Annotated in this window: 14 protein-coding genes; 10 read left to right on the top strand and 4 right to left on the bottom strand. The window is 25.8% G+C overall.

Translation table 11 applies throughout. The features are described from left to right. The first annotated feature begins 1 nt into the window (after position 1). The 3 genes from ATH_RS08080 (at position 2) to ATH_RS08070 (ending at position 3,874) form a co-directional block, all read left to right on the top strand. A complete protein-coding gene (locus ATH_RS08080; protein ID WP_066181199.1) occupies positions 2-1,165 on the top strand; it encodes a bifunctional folylpolyglutamate synthase/dihydrofolate synthase in 1,164 nt (387 codons plus the stop codon). After that, entirely contained in the window at positions 1,149-3,275 is a 2,127-nt protein-coding gene (locus tag ATH_RS08075) for a DEAD/DEAH box helicase (RefSeq protein WP_066181801.1), read from the top strand. Before ATH_RS08080 ends, ATH_RS08075 begins: the two co-directional genes overlap by 17 nt. Positions 3,276-3,358: 83 nt before the next feature. Next, a complete protein-coding gene (locus tag ATH_RS08070) occupies positions 3,359-3,874 on the top strand; it encodes a rhodanese-like domain-containing protein (protein WP_066181202.1) in 516 nt (171 codons plus the stop codon). 28 nt (positions 3,875-3,902) lie between these two features. Here the strand turns inward: ATH_RS08070 and ATH_RS09930 are convergent, their stop codons facing one another. The 3 genes from ATH_RS09930 to ATH_RS08055 all read right to left on the bottom strand — a co-directional run bounded on the left by ATH_RS09930 (position 3,903) and on the right by ATH_RS08055 (position 6,718). Then, on the bottom strand, positions 3,903-4,121 hold the full coding sequence (locus ATH_RS09930) for a hypothetical protein (protein ID WP_167542994.1): 219 nt from the start codon (positions 4,119-4,121) through the stop codon (positions 3,903-3,905). 344 nt (positions 4,122-4,465) lie between these two features. Next, a complete protein-coding gene (locus tag ATH_RS08060) occupies positions 4,466-6,172 on the bottom strand; it encodes a GNAT family N-acyltransferase (RefSeq protein WP_066181208.1) in 1,707 nt (568 codons plus the stop codon). A gap of 126 nt (positions 6,173-6,298) precedes the next feature. Next, entirely contained in the window at positions 6,299-6,718 is a 420-nt protein-coding gene (locus tag ATH_RS08055) for a hypothetical protein (protein ID WP_066185748.1), read from the bottom strand. 107 nt (positions 6,719-6,825) lie between these two features. Here ATH_RS08055 and ATH_RS08050 point away from each other — a divergent pair, with 107 nt between their 5' ends. Genes ATH_RS08050 through ATH_RS08040 form a run of 3 tightly spaced genes read left to right on the top strand, consistent with a single transcriptional unit; the run spans position 6,826 to position 10,638 of the window. Then, positions 6,826-7,131: a hypothetical protein gene (locus ATH_RS08050; RefSeq protein WP_066185745.1), complete on the top strand. Its 306-nt coding sequence runs from the start codon at positions 6,826-6,828 to the stop codon at positions 7,129-7,131. Next, positions 7,131-10,118 (top strand): transcription-repair coupling factor, encoded by a 2,988-nt coding sequence (gene mfd / locus ATH_RS08045; protein WP_066185742.1) that lies wholly within the window; start codon positions 7,131-7,133, stop codon positions 10,116-10,118. The genes ATH_RS08050 and mfd overlap by 1 nt, the downstream gene beginning before the upstream one ends. Position 10,119: 1 nt before the next feature. Continuing rightward, on the top strand, positions 10,120-10,638 hold the full coding sequence (locus ATH_RS08040) for a GNAT family N-acetyltransferase (protein WP_066185739.1): 519 nt from the start codon (positions 10,120-10,122) through the stop codon (positions 10,636-10,638). Positions 10,639-10,644: 6 nt separating this feature from the next. Here ATH_RS08040 and ATH_RS08035 read toward each other — a convergent pair whose 3' ends face one another. Beyond that, positions 10,645-11,592 (bottom strand): endonuclease/exonuclease/phosphatase family protein, encoded by a 948-nt coding sequence (locus tag ATH_RS08035; RefSeq protein WP_066185735.1) that lies wholly within the window; start codon positions 11,590-11,592, stop codon positions 10,645-10,647. 105 nt (positions 11,593-11,697) lie between these two features. On the opposite strand from ATH_RS08035, the gene ATH_RS08030 reads away from it, so the two are divergent. Genes ATH_RS08030 through ATH_RS08015 form a run of 4 tightly spaced genes read left to right on the top strand, consistent with a single transcriptional unit; the run spans position 11,698 to position 15,243 of the window. Further along, a complete protein-coding gene (locus ATH_RS08030; protein ID WP_066181226.1) occupies positions 11,698-12,174 on the top strand; it encodes a Spy/CpxP family protein refolding chaperone in 477 nt (158 codons plus the stop codon). A gap of 15 nt (positions 12,175-12,189) precedes the next feature. Beyond that, positions 12,190-12,879, top strand: a complete 690-nt coding sequence (locus ATH_RS08025; protein ID WP_066185732.1) for a response regulator transcription factor — start codon at positions 12,190-12,192, stop codon at positions 12,877-12,879. After that, on the top strand, positions 12,876-14,090 hold the full coding sequence (locus tag ATH_RS08020; protein WP_066185729.1) for an ArsS family sensor histidine kinase: 1,215 nt from the start codon (positions 12,876-12,878) through the stop codon (positions 14,088-14,090). The genes ATH_RS08025 and ATH_RS08020 overlap by 4 nt, the downstream gene beginning before the upstream one ends. 1 nt (position 14,091) lies before the next feature. Next, entirely contained in the window at positions 14,092-15,243 is a 1,152-nt protein-coding gene (locus tag ATH_RS08015) for a BaiN/RdsA family NAD(P)/FAD-dependent oxidoreductase (protein ID WP_083196665.1), read from the top strand. Positions 15,244-15,259: the final 16 nt, after the last annotated feature.

Raw genomic sequence — 15,259 nt, 5'->3', positions numbered from 1 at the left:
TATGAATTTAAAAGAGATAAGTTTAAAAGAGTTTTTAGAACATAAAACTATGTACTATGATAAAATAGATTATAGCTATATAGAAAAAGCTTCAAAAGAGCTTCTAATTCATATAAAAACTCCTTTTACAATTCATATTGTTGGAACAAATGGTAAAGGGAGTACAGGAAGATTTTTAGCCTATTATTTATATAAAAAAGGTTTTAAAACTCTTCATTATAGCTCTCCACATATAAAAAAATTCAATGAAAGAATTTGGTTAAATGGATCTGATATAAATGATGAAGAGCTAAATAATGCACACAAATTTCTACAAAATATTTACTCTTTAGAACTTCTAGAAAAGCTTACTTATTTTGAATATACAACACTTTTGGCATATTACATTAGTAAAGATTGTGATTATTTGGTTCTTGAAGCAGGATTAGGTGGAGAGTTTGATGCTACAAACTCTGTAAAAAATGATTTAAGTTTAATTACAACAATAGGAGTTGACCACACTGCATTTTTGGGTAATACCATAGAAGAGATTGCAAAAACAAAAATTCGTTCGGTTGATACAAAGATGATAATCGGTTATCAAGAGTTTAATGAAGTTTTTGAAGTTGCAAAAATAGTAAAAAAAGAGTTAAAAGAAGAATTTAATAAAGATATAGAGATTTTGAAAGTTGAAGATTTTAATATAGATTATGAATTTTCTTTTGCTACATATTTAAAAAGAAATCTATCTTTAGTTTTAAGAGCATTAGAAGAGCTAAAAGTTGATATTGATTTTGAAATTTTTAATAAAACTCCACTTTTTGGAAGATGTCAAAAAATTGTGTCAAATATTACTATTGATGTTGGACATAATCCACTTGCAGCAAAAGTTATATTAAATGAGTTTAAAGATAAAAAGTTGACTTTGATTTATAATTCATATGCAGATAAAGATTTTAAAGAGGTTTTAACTATTTTAAAACCTATTATTGATGAACTTTTTATTTTGGATTTAAAAGATAAAAGAGTTGTAAAAAAAGATATTTTACAAAAGTGTATAAAAGAACTTAAAATAAAAGAGATAGAAAAAATATCTTTGGAAAAAACAAAAGAGTATTTAGTATTTGGCTCTTTTCTAGTTGTTGAAAAATTTCTGGATATAGTTGATTATGAAGCAAAATATTAAGATTGAACAAGAGTTAAAAGAGCTATATTTAGAAAAAGAAAGAGTTGAAGCAAGAATAGAAGAACTTGAAAAGAGTTTAAAAGATAATCAAAATATAGTAGAAAGAAAATTATCAAAAAATGAGAGAATAGAACTATTTAGAGAGCTTTTTGTAGCAAGAGAAAATATCTATTTAAAAAGATGGAAAAGCAAAGACAATAAACGAGCTGGATTTAGTCCAGTAAGTACAACTTTTATGGGAGAAGATTATCTTCCACTTACAAATAAAGAACTAGAAGAACACTTAAGAGGGAATATTTTTTTAGCTTCTTATTTAATAAATAAAAATCAAGAGTGTTCTTATGTTGTTCTTGAACTTAATAGCGAAGAAATATTCAAATTGCAAAGAGCTTTAAAAGAGTTAAATATTGAGGCACAATATAGTTTAAGTTCATATAATTCAATTTTTGCTTGGATTTTTTTTGAAGAGAAAATTAATTCAAAAATATCTTATAGCTTTTTATACTTTTTACAAAAAAAAGCAAATATTAGTGCAAAAATATATCCAAATAGTGAGTTCTCTTCAAATGAAAGATTAGGTTCTTATATAGAACTTCCTTTACAACTTTTATATAGAAATAAAAATCGTACAGTTTTTTTTGATATTGATACGAAAAAAACATACGAAGATCAATGGAAATATCTAATAAATATAAAAAAAGTACCAAAACAAGTTGTTTATAGTTTTGCAGAAGTTATAAGTACAAGAAATGTTGAGAAAAGTTTAAAAAGTATAGAATTTCCTATAAATGAATTCCAAATTGAGCTTGAAAGTGGAATTAAATTTAATATAACAAACTTTTCAAAAAGTTTTATATCAAAATTAAAATCTTTTGCAACATTTTTAAATCCACAAATAAAACTTTTAACAAATCTTAGAAAACCACTTTATAATACTCCAAAATATTTAAAAGGATATGAAGAGAGTGCAAATTTCATAACTTTGCCAAGAGGATTAAAAGAGAATTTAATAGAGTATTTCAATGAAAATGCTTTGGATTTTAAAATAGATGATAAAAGAGTATTTAATAAAATAGAAGTAAAAGAGCTTTTATACACTTTAAGACCGGAGCAAGATGATGCTATAAGAGAGATTTTAAAATATGATTCATCAATTTGTGTAGCACCACCAGGATTTGGTAAAACATTAATTGGTGCAAAAATATTTGAGCAAAGAGCTGTAAAAACTCTTATAATAGTAAATAAAAATATGCTTTTAGAACAATGGATTAGTAGATTTGTAGATTATTTTGGATATTCAAAAAAAGATATTGGATATTTAGGAAAAGGACAAAACAAATTAAATACAAATTTAGATGTGGCTACTATGCAAAGTTTAAATAATAATAGCGAACTTATAGAAAACTATACACAAGTTATAGTTGATGAATGTCATCATATTCCAGCACTTACTTTTGAACAGATTATTAAAAATTTTAAAGGAAGATATATTTTAGGACTTAGTGCAACTCCAAATAGAAAAGATGAATTAGACCCAATTTTATATCAGCAATTAGGGCAAATATCTTATGAGTATAAAAAGCCAAGAACTCATACGAATAGATTAAAAATTGTAAGAACAAATTTCACATCAAATCTTGATAATTATGCTTCAATAGTAAATGAACTAATTTTAGATGAAGATAGAAATAAAGAGATAATTAGTGCAATAAAAGAGAATAAGGATAGGAAGATACTTCTTTTAAGTGATAGAATTGAACATATAAATATTTTGGAGAAGTTTTTAGAAGAAGAACAACTAGAGTTTGTTTCAGTACATGGAAGTCAAAATAAAAAAGAGCAAGTAGAAAATATGCAAAAAGTTAAATCAAGCTCTTTAATTCTTGCAACAAGCTCTTTTTTTGGAGAAGGAATAGATTTTCCTCATTTAAATACAATATTATTTGCAACTCCAATTTCGTATTATGGAAGATTGATTCAATATTTAGGAAGAATTGGAAGAGGAAATCAAGAATGCCTTGCAATAGACTTTTTAGATAGTAAGAATGCTATGTTAAACTCAAGCTATAAAAAAAGAGTAGAAGGTTATAAGCAGATGCATTATAAGTAATACAAATGTGTTTAAGATAATAATTTATTATAAGTTAATAGAGTTTTTTATATACTAGAATCTATTTAAATAAGGAGTATATTATGGAAATATTAAAGATATTTACTTTTTTATCTTTACTAAGTTGTTCACTTTTTAGTGCAGAATTTATCTCTTATGATGAATTTAGTAAAAAACTTAAAGATGAAGCAAAAAAAAGTGGAATGATGGCAACAACACAAGAGGTAAAAGATGCTTTAAAAGCAAAAGATTGGGCTGTTGTTGATGTTAGAACTATGGAAGAATGGGCTGGAGCAGCTATAAAAGGAAGTTATAGAGTTGGAAGAGAAACTCCTGAAAAAGCTTTAGAAAATATAGTTTTGGATGATGATGACAATTTTGTAAAAGATAAGCTAGTTGTGGTTTGTAATACAGCTTCAAGAGCTGCAATTGAGGCACAAGCATTTAAGCAAATGGGATTTACAACTGTCAAAATATATGAGATAAATAAATGGATAGATGAGTGTAATCCAGTGGTTACTAAGTACACATCAGGTGATTATAAAGGTGGTACAAAAACAAAGTTTGGTAATTATTACGCTGAACATTGTAAAAAATAGTTAAACTCTTTCCAATTTTGGAAAGAGCTTAGCTTAGTTCTAAAATATATAAATTTCTTGGATAGTTTGATCTTATAATCTCTTTTATAAATTTCATATTTAAATTTTGTAAAGATTTATTACTAGCAATATTTTTTGGATGAGCAGTTGCAATAATATATTTAATATTTTTTTCTTTTGCTAAAGCTAATAATCTTTTATTTAAATTTAGCATACACTTTTGACCTCTTGCACTTCTTAAAGTCATTGAAGCTCCAATTTCAGCACAATACTTTGGAACTATATTTAATTTATTTAATTCATCTTTAAAATCATATACATCAAAAAAAAGTCCTGAAATAGATAGTAATTTTTCATCTTTAAAAAAACCATAAAATATAGTATCTTCAAAATTCTCTTTTTGATTTAATATTTCAGAAATCTCTTCATCACTAAAAAAGCCTATGAAAAAATCAGGATTTTCTAACTCTTTTTTTGTAATATTATTTATATTCTTAAAATCATTTATATGATTTTTATTTAATTTAATTAACTCTATTTTGATACCTTTTTATTTTAATTTTTTGGAAATTGTATCAAAAAAGGCTTAAGCTATGAAATATATCTTAGTTTTATATGCTCTTTTATTTTTTCTATTTCTACTAAAATAAAACCATCTACACAATCATTAAACTCTTTATCCACATTAAAATCTAAAAACTTCACTCCTTCATCATTTGTAAGTTCTGCATATTGTTTATATAGAGTTGGAATTGTAACTCCAATATTTCCTAATGCTGATTTTAAAGTTCTAAAATCTTGTTGTTTGCTTTCAAAGTTAAAAAATTCTGCTAAATCATTTGGACTATTTTTGTAGTTGTATCTATTTTTTGAAACTACAAGCTCTTTTTCTTCTTTAAAATAGAAAGAGTAATAATATACAAGTAAATCTTTTGCAACAGATGGAAAAGTTCCAGAAATAGAAACTGGACCAAAAAGATATTTTATATTTGGATTTGCTCTTAAATATGCTCCAATTCCAAACCAAAGATAATCTAAAGCTCTTGTTCCCCAATATTTTGGTTGTACAAATGATCTTCCAAGTTCAGCTGAATTTTGAAGATAAAATAAAAACTCATCATTAAATTCAAAAAGAGAGTTTGAGTAAAAACCTTTTACACCAAACTCTTTAAAAACTTTTTCAGAATTTGCAATTCTATATGAACCAACTATCTCAAGTTCACTTCTATCATATAAAATTATGTGTTGGTAGTAAATATCATACTTATCTGTATCTCTTTTTTTATTTACACCTTCACCAACTTTTCTAAAAGATAACTCTCTTAAGCGTCCAAGTTCTTTTAAAACAATAGAATCTTCAACATAATCATACAAATATATTATTTTTCCATCATTTGTTTCACCTAAAACTTGTGATTTTCTTAATTCATTTAAAAGGTCAATCCTACTTACTGGATGAGCTATTGCTGATTGAGTTTGAAAATATGATTTTTTCCCTTTTTTTAGAGCATAAAGATGTTTTTTATATAGATTTACAATAAAATTCTTATCCAAAGCTCTTGGTATAATATTCTCATTTGGAATAATTTGTCCAATTTTAATATTTATATGTTTTGATTTTTTGTTAAACATCTCATTTGATAATAAAAGAGTTGAGAAAGTTTTGTTTAGTAAAGAGATAGTATAAAAAGTTTTTGAATTCTTTGCATCTATAAATATAGGCAAAATAGCAGAGCCAGAATTCTTAGCAAAATTTAGAAAACCTTTGCTCCAATTCTTATCTTTTATTCCAATATGTGTTGCACGACTTACTTCTCCAGCTGGAAAAACTATAAGAGCTTCATCATTTAAAAGTGAATCATAAATCTTTTTTATACTATTCTTACTCTGTCTTTTTTGGAAATTATCTATTGGAATAATAAGTGAATTTAGTGCTTCAAAACCTGCTAAAAAATCATTTGCTACAATCTTTATGTCTTTTCTTACACTTCCTACAAGTTTTAATAAACATAAAGCATCAAGTCCACCAAGAGGATGATTTGATATTATTACTACTTTTCCATTAGATGGAATATTTTGTAAATCATTGCTTGAAACTGTATAGTCAAAATCAAAATAATCTAATACAGCATCAACAAAATCAAAACCTTTTAAATGAGAGTTTTGAGATAAAAACTTATTTATAGAATCTTCGTGAACTAGCTTTTTTGCTACTTTAAAAATAGATTTTTTTATGAAGTTTTCTTTTGTTTTTATTTTTGGAAATTTGTTTTCAATCTCTTTCTGGATATTTATCATTTCTAACTCCTGTGTATTAGAAATGATAGGAAATTATAGTTTCAAATTAGTTACAAAGTAAATAATCAATACAAAAAAAGTACTAGTAAATTGCTTTGATTATAATATTTAATGATTAAACTAATTTTAAGAATAAAACTCCACAGATTTAGCTCTATTTATCTGTCTTGAAGGAGTTAGATCTTCATTTTTTGTAGATTCAATATCATCAGCATATATTTTTCTTCTTATTTTTTGCTGTTCATTGTGAAGCTCTTTTTGCTCTTTTAATTTTAACTCTTGTTGTAAACTTAAAATTCTATCTTCAAGTTTTCTATTCTCTTTAAAAAGTAAATCTTTTTGTAGTTCAAGTTCATTCATCTCTTTTTTTATCTCTCTAGCTCTTAGCTTGTAAGCATCTTTTTCTCTATCTAAAAGTGAATTCATCTCTTTTATATTTTTGTTTTCTTGTTCCAGAAGAATATTTTTCTTAACTAAAATTAGGTTTTCACTTTTTAATCTTTTTGAATCTTGCATCGCAAGACGACTTAGAAGTTCATAATTCATAAAAAATCCTTTAAATCTCTTAAGCTTTTGATTATACATAAAATTATAGTAATTTTTCCTAAATTAAACTTATGATAAAATCTATGAATTTTTTTTGAAGGTTTTTGATGGTTACAATAGATGTTTTGGTTTTGTTAGATGTTGTTGGAATAGTTGATAAAGATAGATTTGAAAGACATGTAAGAAAAGAGGGTTTTATAAAAGTTGATGGAGAAGAGTTTGTTTATACAGGACACTCAACGACTACAACTTTTTCTACAAAAGCTTATATTTTGGAAGTTTTTAAAAAAGGCTTACAAAAAGCTGGTTTTTCTAGTGCATCTTTGGTTTTTTTGTTGAATGAAACACCATATCCAACATATATTTATGATAAACATACAAATGATTTTGAGATAAGTGAAGTTGAAAAATAGTGAAAAATATATATGAATTTTTAAAAAGTTTAAAAGATGAAAAAAGTTTAAAAAAGTGCCAACTTTTAATAGTAAATGATGATTCACAAGCAATAAAAGCTTCACATATCGTCTCTTTTTTAGGTTTCAAGCCTTTTGTTTTATCAGATTTTAGAGCAAATTTCAAAGATGATTTACACTCTTTTAGTGATGAAATACAAGATATTACGAAGGCTTTACAAGAGTTTTATTCCTATAAAAAAGAGGATAAAATTCTTATCTCTCCTTTACGAACAATTTCATTTCCTATGCCAAAAAAAGAGTGTTTTGATAGTTTTACAATTAATTTTGCAGATAAATTAGATTTAAATAGTTTTAAGCAAAAGCTTTATAATTGGGGTTATTATTTTGTAGATATTGTTACAAGTGCAGGAGAGGTTTCTTTAAGAGGAGATATATTTGATATAGCGATGCTTGGAAGTGATTTTGGATATAGAGTTAGCTTATTTGATGATGAGGTTGAAAGTATTAGAATCTTTGATATTGAAGACCAAAAATCACAAAAAGAGGAGCTTGAAAGTATCACAATCACACCAGCTTTTTTATCTTTAAGTGAAGATGGTTTTGAAGATATAAATGAGAAAATAGAACTTAGTTCAAGTGATGCCTTTGTAAAGGATATTCACTCATTAGGATTTTGGTATTTAGATAATCTAGCAGATTATTTACCACAAAATATGAACAGCTTTATCACTCAAGAAGCTCTAAATGAGCTAGATGAAGCATATATTTTTGAAGAGAAAAGATTAAATAAAGATAAGTTTTTAGCAACTCCACAAATTTATTCAAGTAAAGAGTATAAAGAGATAAGTCCATCAAATATAAAAGAGTTTATAACTTTTCATAAAGATAAAAAAATTACTTTGATTAGTTCAAGTGAAGCTAGAATAAAATCTCTTGACTTAGCACTTGATGATAAATCTATAAAGTATCATTTTAGTGATGAGATTATAAATATTTTAGGAAAAAATGAACTTATAATTTCTTTAAATAAAGAAGTTAAAAGAAGAAGAAAAAAAAGAGTAAAACTAGTAGTTGATGAGCTTGTTTTAAATGATTTTGTAGTTCATGAAAAGCATGGAATAGGTATTTATAAAGGTATTGAACCAGTTTCAATTATGGGAGCGAAAAGAGATTTTGTAATTATAAATTATCAAGGAGAAGATAGACTTTTAATTCCTGTTGAAAATATTGATACTATTGATAGATATGTAGCCGATGGTGAAAGTTATGCAATAGTTGATAAACTTGGTCGAGGAAGCTTTACAAAACTTAAAGAGAAAGTAAAAGATAGACTTTTTGAAATAGCAAATGATATTATAAAACTAGCAGCTGCTAGAGAACTTATAAATGGGATTAAAATTTTTATAGATGATTTTTTAATCAAAAGATTTCAAAATAGTGCAGGTTTTACATATACAAAAGACCAAACAAGAAGTATAAATGAGATTTTTTCTGATATTAGTAGTGGAAAAGTTATGGATAGACTTTTAAGTGGTGATGTTGGTTTTGGTAAAACAGAAGTTGCTATGAATGCACTTTTAGCTGTTATTTCAAGTGGTTACCAAGCTGTTTTTGTATGCCCTACAACTTTACTTGCTTCTCAGCACTACAACTCAATAAGCAAAAGATTTAAAGAGTTTGGAATAGATGTTTATAAACTTGATGGAAAAACTACAACAAAAGAGAAAAATAGTATTAAAAAAGGGCTTGAAGATGGAAGTGTAAAATTTGTTATTGGAACTCACTCTTTACTTGATATAAAAACTTCAAATCTTGCCTTAGTAATTGTAGATGAAGAGCATAAGTTTGGTGTAAAACAAAAAGAGAAACTAAAAGGACTTAGAGAAGATGTTCATATATTTTCAATGAGTGCAACTCCAATTCCAAGAACTCTAAATCTAGCCTTATCAAAACTAAAAGGAATGAGTAGTTTACTTACACCTCCAAGTGAAAGATTGGGTGTACGAACTTTTGTAAAAGAGTACAATGATGGACTTATAAAAGAGATAATATTAAGAGAAAAAAGAAGAGGTGGACAGCTTTTTTATGTACATAACAATATAGCTTCTATTGAAGCAAAGAAAAAAGATCTGCTTGAACTTATGCCAAATATAAAAGTAGAGATAATTCACTCTCAAATAAAAGCAAATGAGACTGAAAAGATTGTTGAATCTTTTGAAAACAAAGAGTTTGATATTTTACTTGCAACTTCTATTGTAGAAAGTGGAATACATCTTCCAAATGCAAATTCAATAATAATTGAGAGTGCAGATAGATTTGGAATTGCTGATTTACATCAATTAAGAGGAAGAGTTGGACGAAGTAACAAAGAGGGATATTGTTATTATGTTGTTGAAGATAAAAGTAAAATTACTCCTGAAGCTATAAAAAGGTTGGTTGCTTTAGAGTCAAATTCATATTTAGGAAGTGGAACAGCACTTGCACATCAAGATTTAGAAATAAGAGGTGGTGGGAATATTATAGGTGCTGAACAAAGTGGACATATAAAACAGATTGGTTATGGTTTGTATCTTAAAATGCTTGAAGATACTTTGGCAATATTAAGTGGAGAAGAGAAAAACAAAGAGAAAAATATTGATATTAAACTTGCTATTAGTGCTTTTATTAGTGAAGATTATATAAGTGAAGATAGAGTAAGACTTGAGCTATATAGAAGATTAAGCCGTTCAACTAGTAAAGAAACACTTTATGAAATAGAAGAAGAGATGGAAGATAGATTTGGAAAACTTGATATTCCTACAAAACAGTTTATGGATTTAATTTTGATTAAAATCTTAGCTTTGGAAAAAGGAATAAATCAAATAAGCTCTTATGAAACAAATATAACATTTGTAAAAGATGATGGAATAAAAAATAGTATAAAAGCAAGAAGTCGTGATGATGACGATATTATAAATAGTACATTAGAATATTTAAGGAGATAAAATGGATTTAGAGTTTTGTGAAGCAAAAAAAGAGAATATAAAAGATATGGAAAATATAATAAATACTGCTTATAGAAAAATATCTTCTAATGGCTGGACAGGAGAATCACACCTTTTAAGTGGAATTAGAGTAAATGAATATATGCTTGAAGAGATATTAAAAGATGAAAATATTAGAACTTTTCTTGCAAAAAAAGATGATAAAGTTCTTGCTACAATACAAGTGAAAAAAGAGAGTAGTGCTCTTATTATTGGGCTTTTTGCTGTTTGTACAGAAGTGCAATCAAGTGGAATAGGAAAAAAGCTTTTAGATTTTGCTGAAAATAGAGCTAAAGAGATTTTTAAAGATTGTACAAAGTTTGTTATGGAAGTTATTTCAAGTAGAAGTGAACTAATTGCTTATTATAATAGAAGAGGATATAAAAATACAGATGTTTATTTGGAATTCCCAAAATCTGAACTTTGGACACCTACAACAAATGAAGAGTTAAAATTACTTGTTTTAGAAAAAGAGATTTAATCTCTTTTAAATTAATGATATTTCGCAAAGCACTTGTGCATGGTCACTTGTAATTAAAGTTCCATTTTTGTTTTTTTGCAAGTGTTCATCAAAAACTTTAAAAGATTTTATTTTATCTTTTAAAAATTTATTTACAAAAATAAAATCAAGTGTGTTCCCATATCCTATAAAATAGCTTGTAGGAGTTCGTACATATTCTTTAAATTCAGGATGTGGATTATAAACTTTTTTTGGAGCAAAATTATAGCTATCAAACAAAACAAAATCATCTTTTTTTGAATCTTTTTTATAAAATCTTTGATTGCACAAAGCTTCAATAGTGATAGAAAACTCTCTATCATTTAAATCACAAAGCAAAACAGTAGGATTCTTCTTCTGTTTTATATCAAAGTGAAGTGCTTTTGCTTCGTTTATTCTTTGTTTTAAAGAGATTGAGTAATTGTTTTTATAAGCAATTTCTAGTTTCTCTTTTTTCTCTTCAAAACTTGTTTTAGCAGTAAATTTATACTCAAACTCATTTAACCTATTTGATTTTAGATGAGCTACATAAACAGTTAATTCTAGATCTTTTTTTATAGAAATTGTCGCTTTTATTGGTTCTCTTGCAAAAAAGAAATCATCTTTTTTCTCTATTTTTTCTATTTTTAATATAGGAAATTTTGAAGCCAAAGCTAGAGTTGTACTTTTATAAGTGTTAGTTTTTTCATCTAGCTTTGGTAATTCAGAAACTACAAAATATTCAAATCCACATTCAAAGCATAGGTTTTTTAACTCATTTTGAGAGAAAACTTCTTGAAAACCAATAATATCTGGATTCATTTTATTTATCTGTTCTTTTATAAAGTGAAGTTTTTTTAACCATTCATCAGTTTTAAACTTCTCTTTTTTTGTATAAAAAGAGAAAGAAGGTTCACAAAATTGGAAAAGATTAAATGTACTTAGTTTTAAATTCATATGAAATATTAGAGAAAAAGCTATTAATATAGTGTTAAGGCAAAGTTCAAAAATTGTTAAAATGGCTATGTCATAATTTCACATATCAAAAATAAAGGATAAAAGATGAAAAACATTTTTACAAAAAAAACAGTTCTTGCTTTGGCTTTAGTTTCAACACTTTCAACAGCACTTTATGCACAAAATGGAGATATGAGAAATAACAACTCTCAAAACTGTTATATGCAAAATAGCGATAGAGGTATGATGAATCATAAAAGATCTCATAGTAAAAATGAGATGAATGGAATGAATATCTTTAATCAATTAAGCTTAACAAATGATCAAAAAATAAAAATTAGAGAAATAGTAAGAGATAGTAGATCAAAAATGGTACATCCATATGATGCTTTTACAAAAAATAGTTTTGATAAAGATAAATTTATTAAAATGAAGAAAGAGCAAAGAGAACAAAAAATAGAGATACAAGCAGATATTATGGAAAAAGCATATAAAGTTCTAGATGCAAAACAAAAAGAGCAGCTAAGAGTTCTTCTTGATATAAGAAAAGAGAAACAGAATCAAAGATTTTCTAATAAGTAAGTAAAAGGAGTTAAATTGATAAAAATAGCGATGATAGAAGATGATTTAGAATTAGCAGAAGTATTATCAATATATTTGAAACAATTTAATATAGAAGTTACAAATTTTGCAGAGCCTTTTTTGGCTCTTGCAAGTTTAAAATTCCAAAAATATGATTTGATAATTCTTGATCTATCTTTGCCACAAATGGATGGATTAGATGTTTGTAGAGAGCTTGTAAAAGAGCATGATACTCCTATTATAATATCAAGCGCAAGAAGTGATATTACAGATAAAGTTACTGCTTTAAAACTAGGAGCAGATGATTATTTACCAAAACCTTATGATCCAAGAGAGCTTGAAGTAAGAATAGGAACAATTCTACGAAGATTTAATAAATCACTTCATCAAGAGAATAAAGATGAAAACCAATTAGCCAAAATTTTTATTTATGATGAAGAGAGAAAAGAGATTACAAAAGATGGAGTTGCACTTAAATTAACAGCAGCAGAGTTTGAAATCTTATCTTTGTTTATAAAAAAAGAGGGTTTTATTGTAAGTAGAGATGATATCTTTGAAAACTCAAATATTTTAAATAGTGATTATGAAAGTTCTGGTTCTTTGGCTGTAATTATAAATAGAATTAGAAATAAAATTGAAGATAATTCCAAAGATCCAAAATATCTTCAAACAGTTAGAGGAATGGGATATAAGTTTGTACAATGAATAAAGATTCAATAATATTTTCAACAAGTTTAAACTATCTTATTACAATAGTTTTATTGATATTTTCATTTTTATTTTTGCATACAAGCGATAAAGCAAATAGACAAGAACATGCAATAGATAAATATAAAACTATTGTAAAGTTTGTTCATAAACAAAAAGGAAAGCTCAATTTAGAATTTAAAAAGCTTTTAAATGAGATGAACTATGAACTTTTATCAAATGAAGAGAGTTCAAGAATATTTGAAAAAGATAGAAAACCAATTTTTATAAGAGGAAAAGGTAGAGATAGCTTTAGAGTTTATGAAATAGAAGGAAATAACTATTTGATATTTGGAAGAGTACATGATGGATTTATAATAAAGGACAATGAATCATCAGTAGAAGAGATAAATTTGTATTTGTCATCAGTTTTTATATTGCTATTTTTTGTAATTACTTTTTTATATATAAGAACTCTTAGAAAATTATCTCCACTTAAAAAACTAAAACAAAACTTTACAAAATTAGCAGAAGAGAATTATGATATAGAACTTGAAGAGAGTTCAAAAAAAGATGAGATATCTTTACTTATAAATGAGTTTAAAAATACAGCAAAAAAACTAAAAGATATAAAAGAGTCAAGAAATATTTTTATACGAAACATTATGCATGAATTAAAAACTCCAATAACAAAAGGAAAAATAGTTCAAGAACTTCCAAAAAGTGATAAAAATGATGAGATTTTAAAGATGGTTTTTAATAAACTTGAAGCACTTATAAATGAGTTTGCAAATATTGAAGAGCTTATATCAACAAAAAAAGAGATAAATAAAAAAAGTTACTATCTTGCAGATTTGATAGATGAAGCAAAAGATATTTTGATGATAGAAGATGATTTGGTAAAATGTGAATTTGAGAATATAAAATTAAATGTAAATTTTAAACTTTTTTCAATAGCTCTTAAAAATCTAATAGATAATGCAGTAAAATACTCAAAAAATAGTGAAGTGATTATAAAAACTAAAAATGAAGATATTTTAATAATAAATGAAGCTGAAGCTTTAAAAGATGATTTTGAAAACTATCTAGAGCCATTTTCAAAAAAATCTTCAAATGAATCTTTTGGTTTAGGTTTATATATTGTATATAATATTTTAAAAGCAAACTCATATGATATAAGTTATTTTCATGATGATGGTAAAAATATAATTACATTAAAAAGGATATAAAATTTTAGATTTTGCAATAATTGGTGCAGGAGCAAGTGGCTTAATGTTTGCTTCTACTTTAGATAAAAATAGATTTAAAAATATTGCACTTTTTGATGCAAATAGTAAAATTGGACAGAAAATAAAAATTTCTGGTGGAGCGAAATGTAATATTACAAATGAATTTGCAAAATATGATAGATATTTAGGTGATAAAGAGTTTGCAAAAGAGATTTTAAATCAATTCTCTAAAAATGATTTATTAAAGTTTTTAAAGAGAAATAATATAGAACCAAAACTTAGAGAAAAACTTGTAAAAGGTGCTTACTTTTGTGAAAGTTCACAAGATATTATTGATATGTTTGGAAATATATTAAGAGATACAAAAATATATCTAAATACAAAGGTTTTAGATATTGTTTATTGTGAAGAGTATTTTAAAATAATTACTCAAAACAATGAATATAAAGCAAAAAAAGTTGTGATTTCAAGTGGTGGATTGTCATTTGCTACATTAAATGCAAGTGATATTGCATTTAAAATTGCAGAAAAGTTTGGACATAATATTGTTCAAACAGCACCAGCTTTAGTTGGATTTACTGTTCAAAAAGAGCAGTTTTGGTTTAAAAATTTAAGTGGAATATCTTTAGATGTAAATATAAAATTAGAAGAAAAAAATATTGAAGGAAGTTTGCTATTCGCTCATAAAGGTTGTAGTGGACCAGCTATTTTAAATAGCTCTTTATATTGGAAAAAAGGAAAGTTTTTTATAGATTTTTTACCAAAACATAATTTAGAAAAACTTTTAAAAACAAATAAAAATATCTCAACAGCTATTCCTTTGCCAAAAAGATTTTTGCAAGAGTTTTTAAATAGTATTGAACTTGAAGACAAAGCTTGTTCAAAGCTAAGTGAAGATGAAAAATGTAGATTAAAAATATTAAAAAACTATGAGATGAGTCCTGCAGGTAATTTTGGTTTTACTAAAGCAGAAGTTACAAAAGGTGGCATATGTACAGATGAGATAAATCATCAAACTTTTGAGAGTAAAAAACAGAAAGATTTGTTTTTTATTGGGGAGTGTTTAGATTTAACAGGAGAGCTTGGTGGATTTAACTTCCAAATAGTTTTTGCCCAAGCTTATTTATGTGCAATAGGACAAAATAACTCTTAAGTGAATTTTTGCTACT

The organism is Aliarcobacter thereius LMG 24486 (assembly GCF_004214815.1).
GTDB classification, from domain to species: domain Bacteria; phylum Campylobacterota; class Campylobacteria; order Campylobacterales; family Arcobacteraceae; genus Aliarcobacter; species Aliarcobacter thereius.
Note: the sequence above shows the minus strand (reverse complement) of the source record. Positions and strands in the feature narration are given on the sequence as shown.